We start from the raw sequence: 25,456 nt of genomic DNA, 5'->3' as shown, positions 1-25,456 counted from the left end.
GCGGTCGTCACGCGCCCGGCTTGCGCGGGCGCCCGGATTGCGCCGAGAGGCGCTCTTCCGCGGCCGCGATGCGCCGCTTCACCGTCGCGAGCGACGCGCCCGTCGCCTCGGCGACCTCTTCCAGCGACATGCCCTCGACGCGCCGGAGCAGGAGCGCCACGCGCTCGGCGACCGGGAGCGCCTCGACCTGCAGGTAGAGCTGCCGCACCTCGACGGCGACGTCCTGCGGGCAGCCCGCGCCGACGAGCTCGTCGAACGACACCTCTGCGCGGCGCGCGAGCCCGAGCCGCTCGGCGACGCGCTGGCGCCGGAGCCGCTTGTGCGTGAGGCGCACCGCCATCGAGGCGATCCACGAGGCGAAGGCCTGGGGGTTCTCGAGCTTGTGGAGCGAGGTAAACGCCGTGAAGAACACGTCCTGCACGACGTCGTCGATGTCCGCGCGGTTCGGGATCAGGCGCCAGAGGATCCCCGAGACGTAGGACACGTGCCGCAGGAAGAGCGCCTCTTGCGCCCAGCGCTCCCCCGCGCGCGCGGCCAGGACGAGCGCCGCGTCGGAGGGGCCCGCCTTGGACGGCGGCGGCGCGGGCGGCGCGCCTGACGTCGTCGCGCTCCCGCGCCCGCTGGGCGGACTCTGGCTCACGACCGACGAGTTACACTACGGGATCGTCGCCGGACGAACTGTGAGCTCATGAGAGGGGCGACGTGCGCTTCCTGACGCCTCCCGGTCCGGAGCGGCGCCGGGAGCTCACGTCGGCAGGAGGGCGAGCAGGCGCTAGCGGCTCGACGATTTCGCCCCGGCGGGGCGCTCGTCCAGCCAGAGGATGGCGGTCACGCCGCGCGGGTAATAGCGGCTTCCGACAGGCACGCCGCGCTGCACGTCGCCGTCCGTGACTGGCAGGCAAGGTGCGCGGAAGACGGGTATGGCGAGCGCCGACGGTGTAGTCCGCGCGGCGCCGGAGGTTCTCTCCAAGGCGCCTCGTGGCGTCCGGTGATCCGGGCGTCTCCTGATGTATAAGGGCCTATCGGGCGTCGCCGGAGCGGGCGGCGCGCCGCTCGGGGAGCTCGGCCTTCTCGAACGTCCCGGAACTGGGGGAAGATCTCGTCATGTTGACCTTCGCGGCGCTTTGTGCTCACAGCCGGGCGATTTCACGGATGGCCTTCGACCGGAAGTACCCTCACGCCTGGCTGCTCCGGGAGCTCGGCCCGGACGACCAACCCCCGCCGTCGTTCAAGACCCTCGTCGCCGGGACCGCGCCTGGCATGAGCGGCCATCCGAGCTTGTCCCGTCACCGGATCTCGTCAGGGATGAGCCCCGCGTCGCACGGCTGCGAGCTCCTGCCGGTGGCGAAGCGCCCCGAGAGCCCCTGGCAGGATCGCATCCTCATCGGGCGCGCGTTGAACAGCGATATCGTGCTCCGCGACGCGTCCGTCTCCAAGGTCCACGCCCACATCTCGGTGCTGGTCGCGGACACGCCGATGCTCCACGCGAGAAAGAGCACCAACGGGACCTTCTTGAACGACCGGCTCCTCACGCCGAGCGGGGATGGCGTGCCCCTCCGCAGCGGCGACATCCTCCAGCTCGGCAACGTCGTCTGCGAGTTCATCGTGAACGCCGATCTCTATCGGCTCATCAGCCGCTGAGGGCGCCGCCTCTCCGCTGCTTCGCTCGCTCGCCCGGGCGCCCGAGCTCCCGCCTGCCGCCGGCGTCAGCTCCGCTCCGGGTGGGGCGCGCGGAAGAGCACCTCCACCGGGCCAGCGTGCGTCTCCACGACGTAGCTCGCGTCCACCGGGGCTCCGCCGCGGAAGGCCTTCGTTACATCCTTGCGCCGCTTCATCAGCTCGACCAGGCCGAGCGCGAGCGCCTCGGAGGCCGTGAGCTCCTTCGGCGTCGGCTTGCGGCCGATGAGGTCCTCGTCGACCATCGCGAGCGTGGGGTAGGCGTCCGGGTCGGCCAGCTCCCAGCGCTGCTCGGCGACCTCGGCGCGCAGCGCGGGGTGCAGGTCGCTCGAGCGATCGAAGCTCAGCGAGAAGAAGCTCGCCGGGAGCGACGCGGGCGGCGCGTCGGGGAGCTTGGCCGTCTCGGCCAGGTAGAGCTCGAACCCGCGCGCGCTCTCGAACAGGAGCACGCCGTGGCTCTGGCCAGCCTGGCCGACGATGCACAGCGCGAGGTCGCGCGCGCCGAGCGACGGGATCGACAGCGCCATGATGTCGGCGTCGCTGGGCACCGCCTTCCAGGGCGTCGCGCGGTAGAGCGCGGCGGCCGCGCGGAAGAAGGAGGCCATCGCCGGCGCCTCGATGCCGCCCCCGAGGAAGCTCGGCGTCAGGCGGCCGTCCCGCGTGCCGAGGTGCGCCTCTAGGTCCTCGGCCACGACGTCGATCTCCGGCGTCGGCGCGACGCGGACCTCGACCACCGGGCCGAGCCGCGCCCGCAGCGCCTCCGCGAGCGCCGGCGAGGCCACGCGCACGCGCTCGGGCAGGCGCGGCTTCCCCTCCAGGGGATCCTTGGCGGCGGCCTCGAAGCTGTCGACCGCGCCCGTCACGACGTCGCCGGGGCGCAGCGCGGCGCAGCTCAGGACGAAGCCGCGCTCCGTCATCCAGACGACCGCCTCGGGGCGGTACGCGTCGTCGCCCTCGTGCACGAACGCGCGCAGGGAGAAGAAGCCGCCGATCCACTCCTCGTCCCTTCGGGGCACGGGGCGCGCGCTCTTCTTCGACCGCTTCTTCTTGGGGGCTGGCACGGAGGACATCAGGGCACCTGTTCGCGAGAGCGCTCCAGCCGGTACGCTCGACGACCCGGGAGCCAGGGGTGAGACCGGAACCGAGAAACCGAGAGGCCGAGAAGCCGAGAGACTGAGAGACCGAGAGCGGAACGCTAGCGCAAAGGCCGCGTGCGTCGAAGCGGGAACGCGGCGCGAGCGGTCCGGCCGCGCGGGGTGGCTCGGCGCGGCGCGGCTCGGCTCGGCTTGGCTGGCGTGGGGTGGCTTGGCTGGCGCGGGGTGGCTTGGCTGGCTTGGGGGCAAGCTCGCGGGGGTCTTTCGTCTGGCGCTCGTCGCGGTGCCCTGTTATCGGTCATCGTGGTCCAGCGCAGGGACCCAAAGCAGGTGTTGCTCGCCGACCTTCCAGGGGACTCGATGCCTGAAGTGATCTGCAGAGGCTCCCAGCGCTCCGCAAAGGGCGTGGGGCGCGCGAGGCGAAGGGGGCTCGGTCGCTCCGCGCTCGGGCTCCTCGTGATGCTGGCCGTCTGGGCGCCGGCGGGCGCGGCCCAGGCCGAGCCGACCGCCGCGGAGCGCGCGCAGGCCGAGGGGCTGCTCCGGGAGGCGCGTGCGCTCCTGGCGAGCGGCCGTCCCGCCGCGGCCTGTTCGAAGATCGAGGAGAGCCATCGGCTGAGCCCGTCGACCGGGACGAAGCTCGAGCTCGCCCGGTGTCATGAGAGCACGGGGCGCTTCGCGAGCGCGTGGGCGCTCTACACCGAGGTCGACGCGGCGGAGGCGGCCGGCGGCGATGCGAAGCGGGGCGCCGAGGCGCGCGCGCGCGCGGCGGCGATGGAGCAGAAGCTCTCGAGGCTCGCGATCCGCGTGTCCGACGAGGTGAAGGCGCTCCCGGGGATCGATGTGACGCTCGACGGCGTGGCCGCGAAAGGGGCCGGCGCGGCCCGCCCCGTCGAGCCAGGGGAGCCCAAGGCCAGTGCGGCCGCGCCCGGCGGACAGGCCTTCGCGCGCGACGTCGAGGCAGCGCGGCCGGGAGCGGTCGCCGACGTCCACGTGCGGGCGCTCGCGCCCGGCGCGCCAGCGCGGGATCCCGCGCCGTTTGCCGGCGACAGCGAGCCACGAAGGCCGACGCCCTACGGCATAAGGCCGGATCCGATCCACCGGAACCTGATGTGGGTGACGGGCGGGCTCACGCTGGCGGGCATCGCGCTCGGAAGCACGTTCGGCGGCCTGGCGATCTCCACGTGGGACAAGGTCGACGACGCCGCGAAGACGGCGTGCGCGAACCCGAGGCGTTACCGGGAATGCGCGCACCCAGTGCCCGATCTGGCCAGCAAGGCGATGTCGTATGCGACCGTGTCCGATTTCTCCTTCATCGCCGCGGGCGCGGCGCTCGCCGGCACGGCCGTCCTCTGGCTGACGCTACCCCCGGACGGACCGAGCGCGAGCGCCCGCGTCGGGCTCGCGCCGGGCATCGTCGGTGGCTCCGTCCTCGGGGTGTTCTGATGACGATGAGGCTCGAACGGCGCGCTCGGCTGTGGCTGGTGAGCTCCCTCGTCGCGGTGAGCGGCGCGGGCTGCGCGGAGCTCGTCGGCATCCAGCTCATCGACGAGCAGGGCGTCGGGGGCGGCTCGTTCAGCGAGCCCGGCTATACGTGCCAGTGGGTGATGTCCTTCGGTGACGCCGAGACCACGCTCGGCGGGATCGCGGCCGACGGAGACGGCACCCTGTGGCTGGCGGGCGGCTTCAAGGGGGATCTCACCGTCGCCGGCGGCGCGCCGCTCACGGCGGGAGGCGCCGGCAGGGACGTCTTCGTCGCGCACCTCGCGCGAGACGGGAACCACGAGTGGAGCGAGCGCTTCGGGAACGCGCAGAACGACACCGCGACACACGTCCATCAGGCGACGGCGATCGCGCTGGGTGATGCCAGCGTCTACGTGGCGGGCGACTTCACTGGCAGCCTGTCGTTCGGCGCGGATTGCGGGCTGCCCGAGGGCGCCGGCGACGCGTTCGTGGCGCGGCTCGACAAGAGCGATCCGGACGGCGTCGCCGCGTGCACGGCGCACGGATCCGGCGGTCTCGACGAGGCGAAGGCGGTTGCGGTGGAGGGCGACCGCGTCTTCGTCCTGACGTCGCTCCAGGGCGGGGCGGACATCGGGTTCTCCAGCTACGATGGACAGACGCTCTTGGATCCGTGCAGCGGCGTCTTCGCGGGCCGCGAGGGAGCGCGTTACTGGCCTCGCGAGCTCCGGGTGTCCTCCGGCCACGCCTTCGTGGTCTCCGATTTCGAGGGCCGGGCGAACGTGGGCTTCCCCGGCCTCGAGAGCGCGCTGCCGCCCGGCGGTGAAGCGTCGGACGGGATCGACGCTTTCCTCGCGTCGTTTCCCGTGTCCTGGCTCTGCGATGGAGCGAGCGCCGAGGGGGCTGGCCTCTGGTATCGCCACTACTCCGCTCTTCGCGGCGATCAGCGCGCCAGCGCCCTGGCGATGCACGAGGACGGCGTCGTCCTGACGGGATCGTTCGAGGGGCAGATCGATCTCGCCGGAGAGCTCGTCTCCACCGGAGAGGACGGCTTCGCTGCGCACCTCGACCGGCGCGGCGTCGCCACGTGGGCCAAGCAGCTCGGGGGCAGCGGGGCCCAGTCGGCGCAGGCCGTCGGGGTCGACGCGTCCGGAAAGGTCGTCGTGGCCGGGCACTTCCAGCAGCAGCTGACGACCGATGATACCGAGATCGGCGGCGAGGACGGCGAGGGAGACGCCTTCCTCGCGCGGCTCCGGGCCACGGACGGCGAGATCGAGTGGCTGGGAGCGCTCGGCGGCCCTGCGCTCCAGCGGATCCAGGCGCTGGCGGTCTCCGGGACCGACGTGTTCCTCGCGGGCAGTTCAGGCGGCGACTTCGCGCTCCTGAACTGCCCGGTCGAGGCCGAGGACGGTCAGCTGTTCGTCGCCAAGCTCTCGGTCTCCTCGCGCTGACGGCCCTCCGCAGGGCGTGGGCTGCCGCGCTCGATGCTGTCGCCGCGCGAGAGCAGCGCGCGCGCGCAGGGCGCGATGACCAGCGCGAGCGCGCGCTCCCGGATCGCGCGCCGGTGCTGGGGCGAGAGCACGCCGAAGCCGAGCAGCGGCCCGCCGGGGCCTGCCTCGCTCGGGGTGGGTGGCTCCGAGGAGGCGGCGGCGAGCTCGTCGACGATGGCGCTCGCCAGGGAGGGATCGCGGTCGAGGGCCCAGGCCGCGAACCGGAAGGCCAGCTCGGCGTGCCGCGTCTCGTCCTCGGCGATCTTCTCGAGCGCGCGGCGGACGGCGGGATCGGTCGCGTGGAGGGCGGCCTCTGCCGCCTCGATCGCGGCGATGGTCTCGCCGATGCACCCTTCGCGGAGGGTCGTCACGAGGATCTCGCGGGCGCCTTCGGCGCGGAGGGCGCCCTCGATGGCGAGCGGCCCGGGGCCGACGCCGCGGCCGGCGAACGCGCTGGCCAGCTCGAAGCAGGCGCGCGCGTGGTCGGCCTCGTCGCCCATGGCCGCCTGCGCCGCGCCGACGAGCTCCGGCGGAGCGCCGAGCGACAGGAGCTGCAGCGTGAAGCGCGCGAACGCGGCGATCGACGCGTGCTCGAGGAGGGCGGCGCGCGTCCAGTGCTCGGCGAGGGCCGCCCGTTGCTCGGCGGACAGCTCCTCCCGGCGAGGCGGCGCGTCCGGCGCCGCGGCCCGCCAGTCGTCGCGCGTGGCGGGCTCTGCGGTGCGCACGACGCCTTCCACGAGGAACGGCCGGCCGATCGCGCAGTTCTGCCCCATGCAAGCGTGCCGCAGGGCCTCGAGCGAGCACTGCTCGTCCCCTGGGCAATCCTTGTCGCTGGCGCACTCGTCGGCGGGCGTCTGGCACGCAAAGGCGGTTCCGCCGCATCCGGGGTTCAGGACGTAGCTGGAGCAAAGCAGACTTCCGCAGCCCTTGTCGCTGGTGCACCGCGCGAGCACGCACTGCCCGACCGGATCGCCGCACAGGCAGATCTGCCCCTCGCCGCAGTCGGCGTCGGTCGTGCATCCGTAGTGGCAGAAGCACCCAGGCGCCACGTCGCCTCCGGTGACGGTGTTGCAGTAGCCGTGTGGCCGCTCGGTGCAGTCGGCGTCGGTGGTGCAGTTGCCCTTGGCGCCGCTCGGGTCCGTGCAGGCCTCGCCACGCGGGAGCGGGCTGGGACAGGTGACGATCTCCGCGCGATGGATCCAGCCGCCGGCGCAGCGCACGTACCCGGTGTTCTGGCCCGCGACGACGATGGGCTCCGGATCGTCGCAAGCGAACGGCAGCCCGTCGGGTGGCAAGCCTCCTGTGCTGCTGGAGCTGGCTTGGCCGGAGGTGCCGGAGCTGGCTTGGCCGGAGGTGCCTTCGCCGGTGCTGCCGCCCGTGCCTTCGTGCGTGACATCTCCGCCGCAGCTCAGCGCTGGCGCGATAGCGAGGACCGAGAGCAGCCTCGCACCCCAAGAATCCATCGAGACGAGCAATCGCATGGTATGTCCCTCTTTCTAGGATCTTACCCGGGTTCGGCGCCGTGGTCGCGGGCGTCACGAGCCTCGTTGCCGCGTTTGGCGCGCCGTGCGAGCGTCGCGCGATGCGGGTGTTGATCGCGGGCGCTGGGATCGGCGGGCTGACGGCGGCGCTGAGCCTGCACGCGGCCGGCATCGATGCGTGCGTCGTGGAGGCAGCGCGCGAGATCAGGCCGCTCGGCGTCGGCATCAACATCCTCCCTCACGCCGTGCGAGAGCTGACGGAGCTCGACCTCGCTGACGCGCTGGGGGCGACGGGGATCCCGACCGCGGAGGTCGTGCACCACGATCGGTTCGGCGGTCGGATCTGGGCCCAACCGCGGGGGATCGCCGCCGGGTATCGCTGGCCTCAGGTGTCGATCCACCGCGGTGAGCTCCAGGCGATGTTGCTCGCGGCGGTGCAGCAGCGGCTGGGGGCCTCCAGCGTGCGCGTCGGGCTTGCCGTGGAGGGGTTCGAGCAGACGGCGTCCGATGTGCGGGTCGCGGTGCGGGATCGGCGGACCGGCGCGCGCGACGTGGTCTTTGCGGACGTGCTCGTCGGGGCCGACGGCATCCACTCCGTCGTTCGCGCGCAGCTCCACCCCGCGGAAGGGCCGCCCAGGTGGAACGGGATTCACATGTGGCGCGGTGTCGCCGAGGGCGAGCCATTCCTCACGGGGCGCAGCATGATCATGGCCGGCAGCAACCTGGCCGCCAAGTTCGTCGCCTACCCGATCTCCCGCCGCGCGGAGCTCTGCGGTCGGGCCGCGATCAACTGGGTGGCAGAGGTGCGGCTGCACGAGGGGGCGGCGGTCGCCCCGGGGAGCTGGAACCGGCAAGGCCGCCACGAGGACGTGCTGCCCCATTTCGCGGCGTGGCGCTTCTCCTGGCTCGACGTTCCGGCGCTCATCGCCGCGGCGCCCGTCGTCTTCGAGTATCCCATGATCGATCGCGACCCGCTGCCGTCGTGGGGTGCTGGCCGGGTCACCCTGCTCGGCGACGCTGCGCACCCCATGTACCCTGTTGGCTCCAACGGGGCCTCCCAGGCGATCATCGATGCTCGCGTGCTGGCCTGGCACCTCGCCCAGACGAGCGCCGTCGAGCGGGGGCTGGCCGCCTATGAAGCAGCGCGCCGCCCGCCAACGAGCGCCCTCGTCCTCGCGAACCGTGCGATGGGCGCCGACCGGGTCCTCGCGATGGTGGAGCAGCGAGCGCCGGCGGGCTTCGCCCGGATCGAGGACGTTCTGAGCAGCGAAGAGCTGGGGGAGATGGATCGCAGCTACACGAAAATGATTGGAACCGACGTTGAGGAGCTGAACGCCCGGCCATCGTGGAGCGTCGGCGGAGGGCGGGAGGCGTCGGGAGAGAAGAGCGGCTCCAGTTGAGCGGCGCAGTCCCCCAACGGGCCGCCCGCTCCGCGCTCAGCGCTGCATAGCGATGATTCCACAACCGAGAGGTGTACCGGCCGCTGTAGGGAAAGTACCCGGGACCAGGCAAGGTCATCCTTGGCCCGCCTCCCGCTAAAGCTAAAGATGCAGCCAGAGCGCCCCTGGCTGTTCCCGCCACCGCCGAATGGGCGCTCTTTCTTGTCCTCCTGCCATCGGCGGGGGGTGGAGCTGCGCACGGGGCGCGACGGTGTTCCTGGCTCGGTCCACGGGGCCTGGCTGCCGTCCGTGGCGGACGCGCTCGCGATGGCTGGCCTCTTCGGCCGCTTTCCGGAGATAGGTGGTGGAATCGATCCATCCTCTCCGCGACCAGCGACGCGCCCGGTGAGCTCCGCTGCCATGGTCGGGTAATGGCGCCCTCGGTTCGTGATATCGGCCGCCTTCATCCCGAGTGAGCAGACATCCCGAGTCGAGCCGACCTTCGTCGCCGGGGCCGCGACGAACCACTATGGACGGATTTTAGCTCATCAGCGACGCGTCATCGTCTGCTTGGGCGCCATGAAGGCGCCGCTCGCCGGCGTGCGCAGGACGATGGGCACCACCGTCGATCGAACGCAGATCATCGGGCCTGTGCCCGACAGCGACACAATCACGGTGCGGGCGCGACCGGGATGGGGCTCCCACCTACAAACCCGCACTCCGAGCCAATGTCGGACAAGCGTCCGCGACATCTGCTCTTCCTCACCCATGTTCAGTCGGGATCATGGCAAAACGGCTTGATCCACGCTTGAAAATGGAATACCAAGATTTATGTATGTTGCCTCGTAAAAGTCTCTTCTCTTTCACCTCGGAGAATCCGTCGGCGTTCGGGGCCCATCTCGCCGCTGCGGCGCGGGAGCATTCCGTCTACTTCGACGAGGGACTCGGCGTGGCGGTCGTGCTCCGCGGTGCCGACGTGGCCGCGGTGCTGCGGGACAGCGAGACGTTCAGCACCCGGGCCTACGACAACGGGATCATGAAAGGGGCGCTCGTGACGCTCGACGGTGAGTCGCACACGCGCATGCGGCGGCTCTTCAACGCGGTCCTCTCCCCACGCGTGATCAGCCGCTACGAGGAGACGATCGTGACCCCCGTGGCGCGCAGGGTCGTGGAACGGCTCGCGAGGAAGGAGCGGGCGGATCTTTTCGACGAATTTGCGATGTTGATGCCCATGGGCGTGACGAGCGCCCTCTTCGGGCTCCCGGAGGAGCGGATCGCCGAGAATGACGTGCTGATTCGCAAGATGATCCGCAGCGTGGTGATGCCGCAGGATCCCGTCGTCATGGCCGAGGGGCGGAGCGCCCACGCCGTGATGGAGGCGCAGCTCCGGGAGATCGCGGAGCGCGAGGTGGCACATCCGAGCGATACGCTGCTCGGCGAGATCGCGCGGGCGCTCGTCGCGGAGGGGCTGGGCGGTGTGGAGGCGTGCGAGGGGGTCGTGCTCACGTTGATCCTCGGCAGCTACGAGACGACCAGTTGGATGCTCGCCAATCTGCTCGTGGCGCTGCTCGCCCACCCCGACGCGATGGACCAGCTGCGCCAGCAGCCTTCGCTCCTGCCACAGGCCATCGAGGAGGCGGCCCGCTGGTGCAACAGCGCAGCGGGCATCGTGCGGTTCGTCGAGCGTGAGGCGACGATCGGCGGGGAGACGCTGGCCGCGGGGACGATCCTCTATTTGTCCCTCATTGCTCGCCATTATGACGAGGAGATCTACCCGCGCCCGGAGATCTTCGACATCCATCGACGGCCCGTGGGGTTGCTGAACTTCGGCGGTGGCCCGCACTACTGCGTCGGGGCGCCGCTCGCGCGGATGGAGGCGAGGATCGGAGTGTCGCTCCTGCTCGAACGCTTCCCGGCGCTGCGGGCCGATCCGATGCTGCGGCCGATGTTCTCGACGGCGCCGCGCGGCGCGGCTGCCTTCGGACCCGACCGGATCCCGGCGTTGCTCGTGTAATTTCGGCCACCGCGACCGGGCACGACCCGACCCAGGTTGCGGCCCGCAGCACCCCCCACCCGCACCCGACCCAGGTTGACCCGCGGCCCGATCCAGGCTCGGCGCGAGATGGCGGAGATGGCGGGAGGCATGGCGGCCGCCACCTGAGCCGACCCGACCCTGGGGAGCCGACCCTGATTGGGCCCGACCCATGTTCTGGTTGCGACCCGACCCAGTTTGAGGCGGGTTGATTGCGGCCCGACCCCAGGTTACGACCCGACCCAGGTTGAGGTGGGTTGGGATAGATGCCGCCTTCCAGACGGCGGGGACCATGGCGGCCACCCTTTTGGGGATGTGGCAAGTGCTTGAAATGATTCACTACGTCCGACGGCACAGCGTTTGCTGATGTGGTGGGCCATGAGCCACCCCCGCGAGATCGCTCCCGGTGCTACCTATATGATCACCCGTCGCGTATTGCGTCGGCACCTGCTCTTACGCCCTGATGCGGCCATCACCCAGCTCTTGGTCTACGCCCTCGCGGTCTCTGCCCGTCGCTTCGCCATCAAGGTGCATGCGTTCTGCGCGATGTCAACTCATCTGCACCTGGTCGTGACGGACGTGAATGGGGTCCTGCCGCGTTTCTTGCAGTTCTTTCATCGCATTGTCGCGCTTGGCACCAAGGTGCTCCGTGCGTGGGAAGGACCAGTATGGGACCACGGAGCCACGAGCGTGGTGCGCCTCCTGACCCGCGCTGCCGTGGTGGAGAAGATCGCCTACGTGCTCGCGAACCCTGTGGCCGCTGGCCTCGTCCGGCATGCGCGTGAGTGGCCTGGAGCGAAAGTCGATGTGGGAGAGCTCGGGTGCGGCGTGCTGCGAGCGGCGCGTCCTGTCGCGTATCTCGACCCTGAAAATCCACAATGGCCCGAGGAGGCGACACTGCCGCTCGCGCTGCCTCCGGCGGTCGGCCAGGACAGCGTCGATGACTTTCGTGATGAGGTCGCCGCCGAGCTCGAGGCGCAGGAAGTGCAGGCCCATGCGGCGCTTCACCAGCAAGGGCGCCGCTTTCTCGGCGCTGAGCGAGTAAACAAGATCTCCCCGTACGAGCGCGTCACAAGCTTCGAGGCGCTGCGCGATCGCAATCCGACCTTTGCAGTCGGCCGTCAACAAGGCGATGCATGGCGAATCGCCGGCGCCGCTGTTCGGGCGTTTCGCGCATCGTACCGCGTGGCGCTCGAACTGTGGTGCGCCGGGATACGCAGTGTGGTATTCCCGGCGGGGACGTGGTGGATGCGCACGTTCCACCGCGCCAGCGTGACTGACTTCGGGCGAACGGTGTAGATATCGCGTGGCGCTCTTCACAGCGATGCGGGAGAGGCGGTGGTTTCGACGCACCGTTGCCGTGTCGTGGGGGACGTCCGTCTTGAGACGCCGGAGCCGGCGGGTGGAGCGTTCATGGGCGCAGTGCGCACCCGTATGAACCAGCTATGCCGTGTCGAGTTCCGATTGGTCGGCCCCGAGGATACGTCGATTGCGCTCGGCCAATAGAAGGTTGTTGAATACTTTGGCGGGAAAATTCAATGGCTGGAACAATCCGGCTCGGAACGCCATGCGGAACGCATGCGTGACATCCGTTGAGTCGGGTTGTTGAGGGAGATGCCGTTGCGGTCAATCCGGGTCGTGCATCCGACTTGTTCTGGCTGCGAGCCCCGCGAAGGCCGCTGCGAAGCGGCGCCGGAAATCCGTATCCTCGACCAGCTTGTCCCGGAGCGTTCGCGACAGCTCAACGTGGTAGAACGGCGCGCCCATCTGGCGCGACCAGCGCCCTTGGACGTTCGTAGCGCCGCCGAGCCTGTCGATGTCCGTGGGGTAGGCGAGGACCTTCCCGACGCTGACGATCGCTCGCAGAGGGGCGAGCAGCCGCTCCAGCGCGGCGCCATGCCCCACCGCACTGGCGATGACGGCGGCGTCTGGAGCCGAGCTGTCTTGAAAGCCGTGCAACTGAACGGCGGGCGTGCCGGGGAAGCTCTGGAGCAGCGCCCGGTGCACTGACAGGAAGAACGAGCGCTCGGCGTGCGCTACGTCTGCGAAGGCGAGCGACGCAATCAGCCGCTCGCGGGCGGCGCGGTTGTCCCCACGAGCGCCCCCGCCGATACCCTGGGCGTCGTCCTTCGTGGTGTGGCGGCCGACAGCTTCATCGCTGCCGCCCTCGTCACCTGCTCCTTCCTTGCTCTCGTCGTCGCGAGCGGTGTTACCCGGGTTGCGCCCGCCCCCGCTCCCGACCTCACCCGGGTTGAGACGCCCACCCCCGCCAGCCTCACCCGGATTGTGGCGCCCGGCACCCGGGTTGGGGCGCCCGTCCGTGCCCTCGTCGTCCCCGTTGGCGCTGCCTGGGTTGGGACGCCCGCCGTACCGGTGCGACGTGTTCACGATCAGCGCGCGCGCCCGTTGCGCATCGAAGATGGCCAGCGCGATGGGCAGCGTCCCCTGATCGAAGAACGTATGCGGCGCCTCTACGATCAGCGGCACGGCCGCCCCTACGCGCAGCACGACCACAGCCGCCCCGCGGCGACGCGTACCGTCCTCGGACAGCACCCATAGGTCGCGCCCGCGGACGGCCCGCAGCGCGAACCCCGGTGGGGCGGCCGGCGGCGGCTGCCTGGCCTGCGCGGCGAGCCCGGCTGCCGCGATCCACGCGGCGTACGTCACCTCTTCCGCGGCGTCCGGCGGCTCCGCGATGAGGTTGCGCCCACCCTTGCGCAATGGGGCGATCTCCTCGTTCAGCACCTCCTGCTCGCCGCTGTCGATCTGGGGCGCTGTCACCGGCTCCTCCACGGCAGCGCCCGGGCTCGGCGTCGCGCCCGGCGCGCTCCCGATGCTGCGACACACCCCCTGGGAGCAGCCGGCGATCGTGAACAGCACCACATAGCCTGCCCTCTTCATCGTCGTCCTCGTTACCGGAACCTCGATGCCCACTGTACTTTTCTCATGTCACGGCCTGGAAAGCCAGGATGACGCTCCACGATAGCGCCCTCCTGCACCTCTTCCTCTGCTTCCGCAGCGGGGGCGGTTTGCGCTAGTAGCACTGCATGCCTCGCCCCTTCGAGCCCGTGGAAGCACCGCCGCTCCGTGAGCAGTCCGGTCGTACGTTTCCGCGCATGGTCGAGCTGATGCAGCGGCTCCTCGCACCGGACGGCTGTCCGTGGGATCGCGAGCAGAGCTTCGCCACGCTGAGGCGCTACGTGCTCGAGGAGGCCTGCGAGGTCATCGACGCCATCGACGGCGGCGACCGCAAGGAGCTGTGCGCCGAGCTCGGTGATCTCTTGCTCCAGGTCGTGTTCCAGGCCGAGCTTGCCCGGGCCGAGGGGGCGTTCGGCCCGGACGATGTGATCGCAGCGATCTGCGAGAAGCTCGTGCGGCGCCACCCCCACGTGTTCGCGGATGAGAGCGCGGAGAACGCCGACGAGGTGCTCCAGAACTGGGAGCGAATCAAGGCGGCCGAGCGAGCCAGGCAGGGCAAGGACCGCGGCGTGCTCGGCGGCGTTCCCCGCAGCCTGCCGGCGCTGACCCGCGCTCAGCGGGTGGGCGAGAAGGTCGCGCGCGTGGGCTTCGACTGGCCAGACGCGCGGGGCTCGCGCGCGAAGGTGGACGAGGAGCTCGGAGAGCTCGATCGGGCCTTCGAGGGCGGCGATCCCGCTGCGATCGAGGAAGAGCTCGGCGACGTGCTCTTCGCGCTCGGGAACCTGGCGCGCCACGCCGGCGTCGACGCGGAGGGGGCCCTGCGCCGGACGATCGACAAGTTCACCCGGCGTTTCGAGCACGTCGAGCGGCGGGTCATCGAGCGGCACGGGGGCTGGCCCGCCAAGGCGTCGCACGACACGCTCACGCTGGAGGAGCTCGACGGCTACTGGGACGAGGCCAAGCGCGGCGAGCAGCGGACCTGACCGCGGCGCGCGGACGGCCTCGGCGAGATGCGCGCCGGGGAGACGCCGGCAGCATCCGGCGTCACCTATGCGGCCACCTGCCACTTGTGGCTTAAGCACAGCCGGCTCCCCACGGACGGCCGCGGAGGTCGGCGTAGCGACGGCGGCGACGCCGCAGTCGGGCCAGCGGAGCGGATCGCTGCCGCGTTCTGCCCGGAGGAGCGAGATGAGGCCGAAGCAGCACCCTTGGATCGGACGCTCTCAGCAAGCGGCCAATCCCGGACGAGCCGGCGCTCCGACGGCGTAGCAAGCGGCCAACCCCGGACGAGCCGACACTCCGACGGCGTAGCAAGCGGCCAACCCCGGACGAGCCGGCGCGCCGACGGCGTAGCAAGCGGCCAACCCCGGGCGAGCGGCGCGCCGACGGCATAGAGACCGACGTTACGATGCCTCCGCTGGCTGGCGTTCGGAGCGGTCAGGTAGACGCCATCGCATCAAATGCGGCCACCTCATGACGAAATTCACGCATGAAGTTGATATTTACCGCGTCAATCTGTCGTTTTGTGCCGACGTTCTCCAAAGGGCCGTCACCTCTCCCATCCCGACAGGCGCGTCCTCAAGGTTCTTGCGCCTTTCACGAGGCGGCCCACGGCTTGCTTTACGCCCGGGCAGCCATGGCAAACCGCTCCTCCGCCAGGTTGCTCCACGTTGCCGTCGTCGCGGACAACCCCGAGACGATCGACGCGCTCCATGCCTACTTCAGCCAGGCCGGGGTTGCGTCGAACGGCACAAGGACATTGAACGGCGCGAACAGGATGGCGCCCGCGACGACCGCCCTGGTCCTGTTTCCCGACGACTTCGACGCCGGGGATATCGTGACGTTCATCACGTCGCTGCGGAGCGCGCGACCGAAGCTCCTCATCCTCCTCGTGACGGGAACACCACAGTCCTTTCGCTCCGCGCTGGGACCAGACGGCCACTCCTTGCCACCCATGGTGCTGCCGAAGCCGGCGTTTGGCTGGACCATCCTCGACGCTCTTCGTGCGCACGCTCATTCGGAGTTCATATGACTGCTTCAATGATCCGCCGGAATTCATCTCCTGCTGGCGCCGCGCGACGCGCCACCCGACGTCGCGGGAGGACAGCAAGGTGACGGGATCTCTGCTCCTCAGCGTGCCCGTGCTGCTCGTCGGCGCGGCGCTCTCGCTGGGCCTGCGCTCGAACCGCGCGCGAAGCGCGGCCGCGATCGCTTCGCAGGCGATCGCCGCCGCGCTCGTGCTCGCGAGCGTCGCTCCCATCCTTCGAGGCGGCGAGGCTCTGGAGGTCGTGTGGCGCTGGCCGACGCCCATCGACAGCATGACGTTTCGCGTCGACGCGCTCGGAGCGTTCTTCCTCGCGTGGTCCCTTCCGATGACGCTGCTCGGCACGATCTACGCCGTCGGATACCTTCGCCCCTACTTCAATCGAGGTAGGAACGGCGGCCCACACTTCGCTCTCTTGAACATGGTCGCCCTGTCGTTCGTGCTGATCTACTCGGTGCAGAACGCCCTCGTGTTCTTGCTGGGATGGGAGGTCGCCGCCCTCGCGGCGTGGCTGCTCGTCATCTGGGAGTACCGCAACCAGAAGATCCGCTTTGCCGCCTTCAACTATCTCATTTCAACCCATGTCGGGCTCTTCGTCCTCGTCGCTGCGTTCATGCTGCTCCACAGCAGGACCGACTCCATGGACTTCGCCGTGTTCGGCAAATTCCTGTCGAGCCAGGACCCGACGCGGGGGACGCTCTTCCTGCTCCTCGGGGTGTCGTTCGCGCTGAAATCCGCGTTCTTTCCGTTTCACACATGGCTTCCCCGCGCCCACGCCGCGGCGCCGGCGCACGTCTCAGCGCTCATGTCCGGCGTGATTCACAAGGCCGGTCTCTTTGCCTTTCTCCGCTTCACCCTGCTCATGGGACGACCCGACGAGTGGATGGGGTGGAGCGTGCTCGGCTTCGGCGTGCTCTCCGCGTTCTTCGGCGTCCTCTCCACGTCAGCCGAACGTGATCTGAAGCGCCTGCTCGGGTACTCGTCGACCGAGAACGTCGGCATCGCAGCGATGGGCTTCGGGATCGGATACCTGGGATGGACCTGGGGCGTCCCTTCGCTGACGCTGTGTGGCTTCGGCGGCGGCCTCCTGCACATCCTGAATCACGCGCTGTTCAAATGCCTCCTGTTCTACGCCGCCGGAGCGATCTACCGCGCTGCGCACACCGTCGATCTCGAGCGGCTCGGCGGGCTCGCGAAGCGCCTTCCGCGGACATCCATCCTCTTCCTCCTCGGATGCCTGGCCATCTCTGCGCTCCCACCGCTCAACGGCTTCGTCAGCGAGTTCCTGATCTACGCCGGGCTCCTCGCTGGGCGCGCGCCTTCCAGTCAAGGCAGCGTCGTGACCATCGCAGCGGCGGCGGCGCTGGCCTTCGTCGGCGCCGTGAGCGCGCTGTCGATGACGAGGGCCTTCGGGCTCACCTTCCTCGGCGTGCCTCGGGAGCCAGGGCTCCACGTCGGCGAGGACGCGCCGGGTTCGATGCTCTGGCCCATGGTGATTCACGCCGCGTTCGTGGTCGCCATCGGCGTAGCGCCAGACCTCGGCATCGCAGCGATAGGCGGCGCGCTGAGGCTCTTCCCCATCGAGTCCAGCGCGAGCACGCTGCCAGCCCTGCTCACCCCGCTCGCCTGGGCGAGCCGCGCGCTCGCCGGCGCCCTGCTCGTCGCCGGCGTGATCGGCTGGCGTCGAGGTCTAGCGGCGCGGCGGAGCGTCACATGGGGGTGCGGATACACCGCCACCTCCTCTCGCATGCAGTACACGGGGAGCTCATTCTCCGAGCAGTTCACGCGTATCTTCGCATCGTTCTTGCCGTCGCTCCGAAGGGAGCGGCTGCCCGAGGGGCCGTTCCCCCAGCAGCCCGGCCATCTCTCAACACATCATGTCGACGCCGTCGAGCGACGCATGTTCGAGGTGCTGGGGCGCGGAGAGAGCTTCATCGCTCAAGCCTTCGACCGCATCCCAGAACAGCCGCGCTTCGCGTTCTCCGCGGGGTTCGTCGCGCTCGTCATCATCGGAGCGATTGTCATCGGAGGGTTCGGCCGATGATGCTCACCCGCCTCGCGAACGTCGCCGCGCTCGTCGTCATGCCGTTCGTCCTCACCGGCGTCATCAACCGCGTGAAGTCGCTGTGGTCCGGACGCAAGGGACCGCCGGTCCTTCAGCTCGCCTATGACGTGAGACGACTCCTTCAAAAATCGTCTGTCTACAGCACGACGTCAACGCCGCTGTTCCGCGTCGCGCCGTACGTGTTCCTCGCGACCGCGGTGGGCTCCGCCGTCATCGCGCCTCTCCTCGGTTCGACGCCCCTCGCGTCGTTCCAGCTCGACTTCGTGTGGTTCGCGTACGTGTGGGGGCTCGGCCGCGTCGCCATCATGGTCGCCGCGCTCGATACGGGGAGCTCCTTCGAGGGGATGGGCGCAGCGAGGGAGGCCGTGTTCTCGTCGCTCCTCGAGCCGGCGCTGTTCCTCGTCACCGGCGCGCTGAGCTTCGTCGGGGGCCGACGCACCCTGCACGAGGCGCTGGCGCCGCACCTCCACGCCGGCGCATCCGCGTTCGTCTGGGGCGCCGCGGTCGTGGCGCTGCTCATCGTGATTCAGGTCGAGACGGCGCGCATGCCCGTCGACGACCCGACGACCCACCTCGAGCTGACGATGGTGCACGAGGTCATGATCCTCGACCACAGCGGCCCCGATCTCGCGTGCATCCACCTCGGCTCCGCGATCAAGCTCTTCGTCGGCGCGTCCATCGTCGCGACGCTCCTCAACCCGTGGGCGGGCTCCGGCGGCGCGGCCTGCGCCGCCGCGAACCTCGCCTTGACCCTCACGGCCGGCGTCGTGATTGGCACGATCGAATCCCTGGTAGCCCGGCTGAAGCTCCGCTCGGTTCCCCAGTACATCGTCATTGCGCTCGCCGCTGGCGCCGTCGCGCTCCTCGCGACCGTGTGGCGGGTGGGGGGGCCCGAATGAGCCCTCTCCTGAATACGCTGCTCGGCGTGCTGCTCATCCCGCTGTTCGTCGCGACGTGGCGGACGAGCCTGCTCGGCCTGTCCTGTCAAGGGTTCTTGATGGCGTGGGTGGCCTACCGCCTGAATCCGGAGCTCGACACCCTGAGCGACTGGGTCACCCTGGGCGATCTGGTCCTCCTTCGCGGGCTCGCCGCGCCGATCGCGCTCTACCGCGTGCTTCGGTCGCAGAACGCGCCGAGGCGCAACGACGTCATCTCGCCGAACCTGCTCTCTTGGACGATCGCCCTCGGCATCGTCCTCCTCGCCTTCAACTTCTCCGAATCACTCGTCCCCGAGCACGGAGGACAGCGGACACTCGTCGCGGTGGCCGCGGCTGGGGTGCTGCTCGGCTTCCTGGTGCTGTCGACACAATCCGGTCCGTTCAGCCAGATGGTGGGTGTTCTTCGCATCGAGAACGCGATCGCTCTGTTCGAACTCGGCGGTGCGCACGAGCACGGCATGCTCGCCATTCAGCTCGGTCAGGTCGCCGTCTTCGCGGTGACGATCGCGCTCTGTCGCTGGTATCTCAAGATGCTCGGAGCGAGCACCGTCGCGCAGCCCGAGAGCCCCGTGGAGGGGCCCACGTTATGAGCTCGATCGCCCTCGTCCTTCTTCCAGCGCTGGCATCCGCGGCGCTCCTCGCACGCGCCGCCCGCGAACGAGCCACGCTGGTCCTTGTTGGCGCCTCTGCGATCACGACCGCCCTCGCGATCATGGGCGCCGCGATGCCCCCCGACGTCCCGGGTCTTCTCGGCGGGTTCTTTCGCATGGACGCGACTTCACGGCTCTTCATCGCCGTCGTGGACTCGATCTTCCTCGGCATCTCCCTTTACGTGATGCATCGGGTGCACACGACCCCGGCGCTCCGCCAGGACATCGCGCGGTTCGTGTGGCTGGCGCTGTTGTTCCTGGCCGCAGCCAACACGGTGCTGCTCGCGAATCACCTGGTGTTGCTCTGGATCGCGCTCGAGGCGACCTCCCTCGCGGCCGCGCCCCTCATCGTGCGACCCGGCATACCCGCGTCCTATCGAGCGTCATGGCGCTATTTGCTCTTTTCGTCCGTCGGGCTCGGCGTGCTCCTCGTCGGCCTCATCTGCCTGGGGCGCGGGCTCGAATCCAGCGGCCAGGCTCCGACGTTCTTCCTCGATCGCCTCCTCGAGCCCTCCGCGATCCCGGTGAACCACTGGACGAAGCTCGGGGCCGCGCTGGCGCTCCTCGGACTGGGCACCAAGCTCGGCCTCGCGCCGATGTACAGCTGGCTTCCGGAGGCCTACGACGAAGCCCCGCCCGCCGTCGCGGCGCTCCTCGGCGCCGTCCAGTTCAACTGCGTCCTCGTCGCGCTCTTCCGCGTCGTTCAGATAATTCGACCGACCCATGCGGCGCTCTTGGCGGGCGAGCTCCTCACGATGGGCATCGTCTCGGTGGTCGTGTCGACGGTCGGCATCATCGCGACTCGCAACCTGAAGCGCCTCATCGCTTATGCGTCGATCAACCATGCCGGGGTGATCGCGATCGGCCTCGGCGTCGGCAAGTCGGCGTCCTACGGACTCCTGCTCTACGTCCTGAGCAACGCTTTCATCAAGGCGATCCTCTTCCTCACCGCGGGCACGATCAAGTCTCACTATCACACCAAGGACACGCGCGCGATATCGGGCCTCATCGAGGACCTCCCGTACAGCGGTGTGTTCTTGATGGTCGGCACCTTCGCTCTGCTCGGCTTTCCCCCGTTCGGCAGCTTTCTCGGGGAGCTTCTGATCCTGTCTGCCCTCATCGGCTCGGGGCAGATGCTCGTCTTCGCCGCCTTCTGCGTGCTGATCACGATGACGTTCGTGGCGACGGGACGAGCGGTGTTTCCGATGATCTGGGGTGCACCCACGAGGCAGCGCACCTGGCCTCGGCAGACGCTGCCGGTCGCTCTGCCCAAGCTCGGGTTCCTCGTCGCGCTGGTCGTGCTAGGCGTCCACATCCCGCCGCCCCTCAACTCGCTGCTCGCACAGGTCGCTGTATCCTTGGAGGGGCCATGAAGGCATCGATGACCGCCCACCAGGTCGCCGTCGGCGCCATCCCCAGGCTCGAGCCGGGACGGTGGCGCGACGAGCTCTTGGAGCAGCTCCGCGCGGGCATGCGTGTGATCACGCTGTATGGCAGGCGCGACGTCGACCGTGTCGCGATGACGGCGGTCCTTCAGGCGCCAGACCGTTCCCTGCGCGTCTCGCGGACCGAGGTGGCCGCGGAGCGCGGGTACCACGAGATGACGACAGAGCACGCCGCGCTTCACTGCTTCGAGCGCGAGCTCCACGAGCAGACCGGCGTGCGGATCGCCGCGCATCCATGGCTCAAGCCGATCCGCTACGAGGGGCAGGAGCAATCGGCGATGAGCTCGCACCCGTTCTACAAGATCGAAGGGAAGGAGGTGCACGAGGTCGCTGTCGGCCCCATCCACGCCGGGGTGATCGAGCCCGGCTCATTCCGCTTCATGTGCCTCGGGGAGCAGGTGCATCACCTGGAGATCCACCTCGGTTATCAGCACCGCGGCGTCGAACGTCGGCTTCTCGAGCGCGACCCGCGGAGCCTGACCCCGCTCATCGAGACCATCGCGGGAGATACCAGCGTCGCTCACGCATGGGCGCACTGTTCCGCTCTCGAGAGCCTCGCGGGATGCCGGCTGGACATCGACATCGAGCTCGCCAGGGCGGTCGCTCTCGAGCTCGAGCGGGTCGCGATGCACCTCTCGGGGCTCGCCGGGATGGCGGCGGACGTCGGGTTCCTGCAGGGAGCGACGACGTACGGCCGACTCCGAACCACGGCGATCAACACGATGATGCGGCTGTGTGGCAGCCGCTTCGGCAAAGGAGCGCTGCGTCCCGGCGGAGTCCGGATGCGGCTGCCGCCGGCGACGCTGCGTGACATTCGCGCGAACCTCGACCTGCTTCAAGCAGATCTGCCGATCATCAACGATTGCTTCCTCATGGCACGAACGGTTCAGCACCGCCTGCGTTCCACGGGGATGTTGACGACCGCGCAAGCGCGGGAGCTCGGGCTCGTCGGACTGGCCGCGCGCGCCTCGGGGATCGAGCTCGACGCGCGCCACCTCATGGAGCAGGGGGCGTACAGCGTGGTGCCCATCCAGCCCGCCGTCTTGCCGGACGGCGACTGCTGGGCACGTGCGCGTATCCGCATCGCGGAGATCGAAGCGTCCCTGTCATGGATATCGACCGTTGTCGCGCTTTACCCGAACTGGGAGCATCCGCGGCTATCGATCGGCGAGCTCGCGCCGAACGAGCTTGCCATTTCGCTCGTGGAGGGCTTCCGGGGAGAGGTCGTCCACTGCATCGAAACCGGCGCGCACGGCGAGGTGGTCCACTACAAAGTCCAGGATCCATCGCTCCGCAACTGGATGGGGCTCGCCCTCGCGGTGCGCGGCAACGAGATCTCGGACTTCCCGATCTGCAACAAGAGCTTCGACCTCTCCTACTGCGGGAACGATCTATGAGCATGTTTTTGTCGCTCCGTGTACGCGCCTCCCAGGGCACGCAGGCTATCGCGGATCTCCGCAAGGCAGTGCCAACCGGGTTTCGCGGTCGCCCGACGATCCGTCGCGACCCCTGCGCGGCCGATTGCAGCGCGTGCCGCGACGCGTGCCCGACCCAGGCCATCCGGCTGGCTCCGGTGGCGCTCGATCTGGGCCGCTGCGTCTTCTGCGACGCCTGCGCGGAGGTCTGTCCCGAGAGGAAGATCGAGTTCACGCCGGAGCCCAGGATGGGCGGGAACGAGCCCTCGGATCTCACGGTTCGAGAGGGCGAAGCGGAGATCGTGCGGGTCCGCGCCTCCGCGGCATTCTCGAAGTTGTTCGGGCGGTCCCTGAAGATGCGCCAGGTCTCGGCCGGCGGCTGCAACGCCTGTGAGCTCGAGCTGAACGCCGTCACCAACGTCAACTTCGACGTGCAGCGGTTCGGGATCGAGTGGGTGGCGTCTCCGCGGCACGCGGATGCGCTCGTCCTGACAGGTCCGCTCACGCGCAACATGAAGGAGGCGGTTCGGCTGGCCTGGGATGCGATGCCCGAGCCGCGGTTCATCGTCGCCGTGGGGGCCTGCGCCATCTCCGGGGGCCTCTACGACGGCGCCGCGGGCGTCGACCGGAGCTTCCTGCAGAGCGTTGGCCCTTCACTCTACGTCCCTGGATGTCCGCCGCACCCGCTCACCTTCGTGAACGCGATACTCGATCTGCTCGGGATCGCGTGATGCGCAGCGGTGCATCACGCGTCGCCCCGGCGATCAGAGCTCCTCCGGACGTAGACCAGGACCGGCAGCCACGAGGCGCGCCTTTCGCCACATCCGCAGGACGTTCGGGAGCTCCCGATCGACGCGGACTTCGTCATAGCTGTCCGGTACCCGCCCGCCGAATCCGTTGTACGTCAGGAGATAGGTCCCGAGCGGCGCCTCGTCCAGGAGCTCTTCGGCGGCCGCGGTGTCGCGCTGGTACCGATCGACGCCCAGCTCGACGTCTTCATCGAGATGGTCTTCTCGCCCGAAGAGATTCTCGCCGAACGGGTTGAAGAAGTAGTAGGCGTCCGCGCGAGGAACCCTCGCTCTCCCCAGGGCGGCTTCGACGAAACAAGCTCGGTCCTCGATCTCGAAGACCCGCGCGAGGCTGCGGGCCGCCACGACGAGCCGAGATCGCTGCTCGATCCCCGTGAAGTGGCTGCGTCCCGCCAGCGCCGCCGCCACGCAGAACTTGCCGGCGCCCGACCCGATATCGACGACGGTGCGAACGTCGAGCTCGTCCAGCCACTGGGCCGCGCGAACAGCGACCTCGATCGGCGTCCAGAAGTGAGCGGAGACGACGCGCAGGTCATCAGGAAGGAAGCGGTCGAAGTCGCGATTTCTGGGGCTGCGGCCCGCTCGCAGCGCTTCCGCTACGGCACCTGCCGGTGGTCCGGCAGCGCGGCCATCTGCGGTGGAACCGATTCTATCGCGGCAGACGCTCGCCGCCGAAGATTTTGTATGGTTTTCCACGAGTTCTCCTGGCTCAGCTCAATGCAGCGAATCGTGCAGTCGCTTGACGAGCGATCGGTGCTCGACCAGCAGCCCCGCGGGGAGCCGATCCGCGAACTTGCGAAGGAACTCGAGGACACCGTCGGCTTCGCTCAACCACGCGCCGCTGTCGACCGCAAGCAGCTGGAAGAGGTCGTCTTTCGAGAGGTCCATCCCGGTCAGATCCATTTCTCGTTCATGCGGAAGGAGGCCGATTGCAGACTCGCGCGCGGTCGCCGTGCCGTCGACACGCTCGAGGATCCACTTGAGGACGCGGATATTGTCGCCGAACCCGGGCCACAGGACGCGCCCGTCGTCCCCCGTCCGGAACCAGTTGACGTGAAAGATCTTCGGCGGACGGCTGAGCCTCTTCCCGACGGCCATCCAGTGCGCAAAGTAATCGCCCATATTGTACCCGCAGAAGGGGAGCATCGCCATGGGATCGTTTCTGAGGACGCCGACAGAGCCGGTCGCCGCGGCGGTCGTCTCGCTCGCCATGGTCGCACCGACGTAGACGCCGTGACGAAAGCTCCGCGCTTCGTAGACGAGAGGGGCGACCTTCGAGCGGCGCCCCCCAAAGAGGATGGCCGAGATCGGCACCCCCGTGGCGAGATCGAAGGAGCCTGTCGCGCTGGGACACTGCCGCAGCGGGACGGTGAAGCGCGAGTTTGGATGCGCGGCAGGAGACGTCGCGGAGCCTTTCGCCCACTTCGCGCCGCGCCAGTCCTCGATGACCTCATGCTCGTCGAGCTGGGACATCCCCTCCCACCATACGCGACGGCCCGCGCGCAGCGCGACGTTCGTGAAGATCACATCGTGCGTGAGCGACCGCATCGCGTTCGGGTTTGTCTTGGGGCTGGTCCCTGGTGCGACTCCGAACATGCCGTTCTCCGGGTTGATGGCCCAGAGCCGTCCGTCGCTGCCAGGGTGCATCCAGCAAATATCATCACCAACTGTCTCGACCTTCCACCCCGGGAGCGAGGGGACGAGCATCGCCAGGTTGGTCTTGCCGCACGCGCTCGGGAAGGCAGCCGTGAGGTAGTGCGTGCGCCCCTCGGGGCTCGTCAAGCCGAGGATGAGCATGTGCTCGGCGAGCCAGCCTTCCGCGCGCGCTTGCGCGCTCGCGATGCGCAGCGCGTGGCACTTCTTGCTGAGCAATGCATTGCCGCCATACCCCGAGCCGATGCTCCAGATCTCGAGGGTCTCGGGAAAATGGACGACGAAGCGCCTGTCCGGGGAGAGGTCCCCAAGGCTGTGGATGCCACGAACGAAGCCCTCCGCAGCGCCGAGGTGACGGAGCGCCGCGCGGCCCATGCGCGTCATGATCCGGAGATTGAGAGCGACGTACGGGCTGTCGGTAAGCTCGACCCCGACCCGGCTGAAGGGCGACCCCGCGGGGCCCATCAGGTACGGCACCACGTACATCGTCCGGTCCTTCATCGCGCCTGCGAAGAGCGACCATATGCGCGTCTGCGCGTCCTCTCGGCTCATCCAGTGGTTCGTGGGCCCCGCGTCCTCCTGTCGTGGCGTCGAGATGAAGGTGAGGTGCTCTGTCCTCGCGACGTCCGTCGGATCCGATCGATGCAGGAATGAACGAGGGTGGGTCTTCGGATCCAGCTCGATGAACGAACCGGAGAGCGCCATGTCGCGCTCGAGGGTGGCCCGCTCCTCGTCGCTGCCGTCGCACCAGCGGATACGTGCGGGTCGCGTGTGTTCGGCGATCGCCTGGACCCAGGCGCGGAGCGCGCGGTTCGTCGTGGGAGCTTCGATCATCCTCTCCGCCACAGCAGAATCCGTGCCGGAGCACGGGCTGGCCGTGAGCCGCGCCAGGAGCGCTCAAAGCGGC

The 25,456-nt window shown here is 69.2% G+C and carries 21 protein-coding genes; 14 read left to right on the top strand and 7 right to left on the bottom strand.

Annotation, left to right across the window (positions count from 1 at the left end; translation table 11 throughout):
* Window positions 1–7 precede the first annotated feature (7 nt).
* The gene (locus tag WME90_RS25105) at window positions 8–640 is read right to left on the bottom strand and encodes an RNA polymerase sigma factor (protein ID WP_437274516.1); all 633 of its coding nucleotides are present in this window, start codon (window positions 638–640) and stop codon (window positions 8–10) included.
* A 132-nt stretch (window positions 641–772) separates the two neighbouring features.
* Entirely contained in the window at window positions 773–970 is a 198-nt protein-coding gene (locus WME90_RS25100) for a hypothetical protein (protein WP_437274515.1), read from the bottom strand.
* 182 nt (window positions 971–1,152) lie between these two features.
* Between WME90_RS25100 and WME90_RS25095 the strand changes: the two genes are divergently transcribed.
* On the top strand, window positions 1,153–1,641 hold the full coding sequence (locus WME90_RS25095; RefSeq protein ID WP_437274514.1) for an FHA domain-containing protein: 489 nt from the start codon (window positions 1,153–1,155) through the stop codon (window positions 1,639–1,641).
* A gap of 65 nt (window positions 1,642–1,706) precedes the next feature.
* On the opposite strand, the gene WME90_RS25090 is transcribed toward WME90_RS25095, so the two are convergent.
* Complete coding sequence (locus tag WME90_RS25090) at window positions 1,707–2,747, bottom strand: hypothetical protein (protein ID WP_437274513.1); 1,041 nt, start codon at window positions 2,745–2,747, stop codon at window positions 1,707–1,709.
* A gap of 384 nt (window positions 2,748–3,131) precedes the next feature.
* Between WME90_RS25090 and WME90_RS25085 the strand changes: the two genes are divergently transcribed.
* A complete protein-coding gene (locus tag WME90_RS25085; protein ID WP_437274512.1) occupies window positions 3,132–4,214 on the top strand; it encodes a hypothetical protein in 1,083 nt (360 codons plus the stop codon).
* 38 nt (window positions 4,215–4,252) lie between these two features.
* Window positions 4,253–5,680 (top strand): hypothetical protein, encoded by a 1,428-nt coding sequence (locus WME90_RS25080; protein ID WP_437274511.1) that lies wholly within the window; start codon window positions 4,253–4,255, stop codon window positions 5,678–5,680.
* Here the strand turns inward: WME90_RS25080 and WME90_RS25075 are convergent.
* Window positions 5,641–7,200: a ferritin-like domain-containing protein gene (locus WME90_RS25075; RefSeq protein WP_437274510.1), complete on the bottom strand. Its 1,560-nt coding sequence runs from the start codon at window positions 7,198–7,200 to the stop codon at window positions 5,641–5,643. The two genes, WME90_RS25080 and WME90_RS25075, sit on opposite strands and share 40 nt — an antisense overlap.
* Window positions 7,201–7,301: 101 nt before the next feature.
* Between WME90_RS25075 and WME90_RS25070 the strand changes: the two genes are divergently transcribed.
* The 3 genes from WME90_RS25070 (at window position 7,302) to WME90_RS25060 (ending at window position 11,910) form a co-directional block, all read left to right on the top strand.
* Window positions 7,302–8,600: a flavin-dependent oxidoreductase gene (locus WME90_RS25070; RefSeq protein ID WP_437274509.1), complete on the top strand. Its 1,299-nt coding sequence runs from the start codon at window positions 7,302–7,304 to the stop codon at window positions 8,598–8,600.
* Window positions 8,601–9,363: 763 nt separating this feature from the next.
* Window positions 9,364–10,593: a cytochrome P450 gene (locus WME90_RS25065; RefSeq protein ID WP_437274508.1), complete on the top strand. Its 1,230-nt coding sequence runs from the start codon at window positions 9,364–9,366 to the stop codon at window positions 10,591–10,593.
* 396 nt (window positions 10,594–10,989) lie between these two features.
* Window positions 10,990–11,910 (top strand): transposase, encoded by a 921-nt coding sequence (locus WME90_RS25060; RefSeq protein WP_437274507.1) that lies wholly within the window; start codon window positions 10,990–10,992, stop codon window positions 11,908–11,910.
* Window positions 11,911–12,237: 327 nt separating this feature from the next.
* On the opposite strand, the gene WME90_RS25055 is transcribed toward WME90_RS25060, so the two are convergent.
* On the bottom strand, window positions 12,238–13,404 hold the full coding sequence (locus WME90_RS25055; protein ID WP_437274506.1) for a hypothetical protein: 1,167 nt from the start codon (window positions 13,402–13,404) through the stop codon (window positions 12,238–12,240).
* Between the two features lie 254 nt (window positions 13,405–13,658).
* Between WME90_RS25055 and mazG the strand changes: the two genes are divergently transcribed.
* The 8 genes from mazG to WME90_RS25015 all read left to right on the top strand — a co-directional run bounded on the left by mazG (window position 13,659) and on the right by WME90_RS25015 (window position 22,818).
* Window positions 13,659–14,513, top strand: coding sequence for a nucleoside triphosphate pyrophosphohydrolase (mazG, locus tag WME90_RS25050; RefSeq protein WP_437274505.1), 855 nt, complete (start codon window positions 13,659–13,661; stop codon window positions 14,511–14,513).
* 653 nt (window positions 14,514–15,166) lie between these two features.
* The gene (locus tag WME90_RS25045; RefSeq protein WP_437274504.1) at window positions 15,167–15,562 is read left to right on the top strand and encodes a hypothetical protein; all 396 of its coding nucleotides are present in this window, start codon (window positions 15,167–15,169) and stop codon (window positions 15,560–15,562) included.
* A 79-nt stretch (window positions 15,563–15,641) separates the two neighbouring features.
* Window positions 15,642–17,618 carry a proton-conducting transporter transmembrane domain-containing protein gene (locus WME90_RS25040; protein WP_437274503.1) on the top strand — a complete coding sequence of 659 codons (1,977 nt, stop codon included), beginning with the start codon at window positions 15,642–15,644 and terminating at the stop codon, window positions 17,616–17,618.
* On the top strand, window positions 17,615–18,538 hold the full coding sequence (locus tag WME90_RS25035; RefSeq protein ID WP_437274502.1) for a respiratory chain complex I subunit 1 family protein: 924 nt from the start codon (window positions 17,615–17,617) through the stop codon (window positions 18,536–18,538). The genes WME90_RS25040 and WME90_RS25035 overlap by 4 nt, the downstream gene beginning before the upstream one ends.
* Window positions 18,535–19,167, top strand: coding sequence for a hypothetical protein (locus tag WME90_RS25030; protein ID WP_437274501.1), 633 nt, complete (start codon window positions 18,535–18,537; stop codon window positions 19,165–19,167). The genes WME90_RS25035 and WME90_RS25030 overlap by 4 nt, the downstream gene beginning before the upstream one ends.
* A complete protein-coding gene (locus tag WME90_RS25025; RefSeq protein WP_437274500.1) occupies window positions 19,164–20,600 on the top strand; it encodes a proton-conducting transporter transmembrane domain-containing protein in 1,437 nt (478 codons plus the stop codon). Before WME90_RS25030 ends, WME90_RS25025 begins: the two co-directional genes overlap by 4 nt.
* The gene (locus WME90_RS25020) at window positions 20,597–22,069 is read left to right on the top strand and encodes a hydrogenase (RefSeq protein ID WP_437274499.1); all 1,473 of its coding nucleotides are present in this window, start codon (window positions 20,597–20,599) and stop codon (window positions 22,067–22,069) included. The genes WME90_RS25025 and WME90_RS25020 overlap by 4 nt, the downstream gene beginning before the upstream one ends.
* Complete coding sequence (locus WME90_RS25015; protein ID WP_437274498.1) at window positions 22,066–22,818, top strand: 4Fe-4S binding protein; 753 nt, start codon at window positions 22,066–22,068, stop codon at window positions 22,816–22,818. Before WME90_RS25020 ends, WME90_RS25015 begins: the two co-directional genes overlap by 4 nt.
* 33 nt (window positions 22,819–22,851) lie before the next feature.
* Here WME90_RS25015 and WME90_RS25010 read toward each other — a convergent pair whose 3' ends face one another.
* Entirely contained in the window at window positions 22,852–23,592 is a 741-nt protein-coding gene (locus tag WME90_RS25010) for a hypothetical protein (protein ID WP_437274497.1), read from the bottom strand.
* A gap of 18 nt (window positions 23,593–23,610) precedes the next feature.
* Window positions 23,611–25,383, bottom strand: coding sequence for a phosphoenolpyruvate carboxykinase (GTP) (locus tag WME90_RS25005; protein ID WP_437274496.1), 1,773 nt, complete (start codon window positions 25,381–25,383; stop codon window positions 23,611–23,613).
* Window positions 25,384–25,456: the final 73 nt, after the last annotated feature.

The sequence above is a fragment of the Sorangium sp. So ce375 genome (assembly GCF_051473855.1).
GTDB lineage: Bacteria > Myxococcota_A > Polyangia > Polyangiales > Polyangiaceae > Sorangium.
The sequence above is the reverse complement of the archived record's forward strand: the minus strand, read 5'-3'. Positions and strand labels throughout refer to the sequence as shown.

Excerpts from the sequence above, each read along its gene's own strand:
- WME90_RS25095 (WP_437274514.1), top strand. The coding sequence starts at position 1,153 with ATGGCCTTCGACCGGAAGTACCCTCACGCCTGGCTGCTCCGGGAGCTC.
- WME90_RS25090 (WP_437274513.1), bottom strand. The coding sequence starts at position 2,747 with ATGTCCTCCGTGCCAGCCCCCAAGAAGAAGCGGTCGAAGAAGAGCGCG.
- WME90_RS25085 (WP_437274512.1), top strand. The coding sequence starts at position 3,132 with ATGCCTGAAGTGATCTGCAGAGGCTCCCAGCGCTCCGCAAAGGGCGTG.
- WME90_RS25075 (WP_437274510.1), bottom strand. The coding sequence starts at position 7,200 with ATGCGATTGCTCGTCTCGATGGATTCTTGGGGTGCGAGGCTGCTCTCG.
- WME90_RS25070 (WP_437274509.1), top strand. The coding sequence starts at position 7,302 with ATGCGGGTGTTGATCGCGGGCGCTGGGATCGGCGGGCTGACGGCGGCG.
- WME90_RS25065 (WP_437274508.1), top strand. The coding sequence starts at position 9,364 with ATGGCAAAACGGCTTGATCCACGCTTGAAAATGGAATACCAAGATTTA.
- WME90_RS25060 (WP_437274507.1), top strand. The coding sequence starts at position 10,990 with ATGAGCCACCCCCGCGAGATCGCTCCCGGTGCTACCTATATGATCACC.
- mazG (WP_437274505.1), top strand. The coding sequence starts at position 13,659 with ATGCCTCGCCCCTTCGAGCCCGTGGAAGCACCGCCGCTCCGTGAGCAG.
- WME90_RS25045 (WP_437274504.1), top strand. The coding sequence starts at position 15,167 with ATGGCAAACCGCTCCTCCGCCAGGTTGCTCCACGTTGCCGTCGTCGCG.
- WME90_RS25035 (WP_437274502.1), top strand. The coding sequence starts at position 17,615 with ATGATGCTCACCCGCCTCGCGAACGTCGCCGCGCTCGTCGTCATGCCG.
- WME90_RS25030 (WP_437274501.1), top strand. The coding sequence starts at position 18,535 with ATGAGCCCTCTCCTGAATACGCTGCTCGGCGTGCTGCTCATCCCGCTG.
- WME90_RS25025 (WP_437274500.1), top strand. The coding sequence starts at position 19,164 with ATGAGCTCGATCGCCCTCGTCCTTCTTCCAGCGCTGGCATCCGCGGCG.
- WME90_RS25020 (WP_437274499.1), top strand. The coding sequence starts at position 20,597 with ATGAAGGCATCGATGACCGCCCACCAGGTCGCCGTCGGCGCCATCCCC.
- WME90_RS25015 (WP_437274498.1), top strand. The coding sequence starts at position 22,066 with ATGAGCATGTTTTTGTCGCTCCGTGTACGCGCCTCCCAGGGCACGCAG.
- WME90_RS25005 (WP_437274496.1), bottom strand. The coding sequence starts at position 25,383 with ATGATCGAAGCTCCCACGACGAACCGCGCGCTCCGCGCCTGGGTCCAG.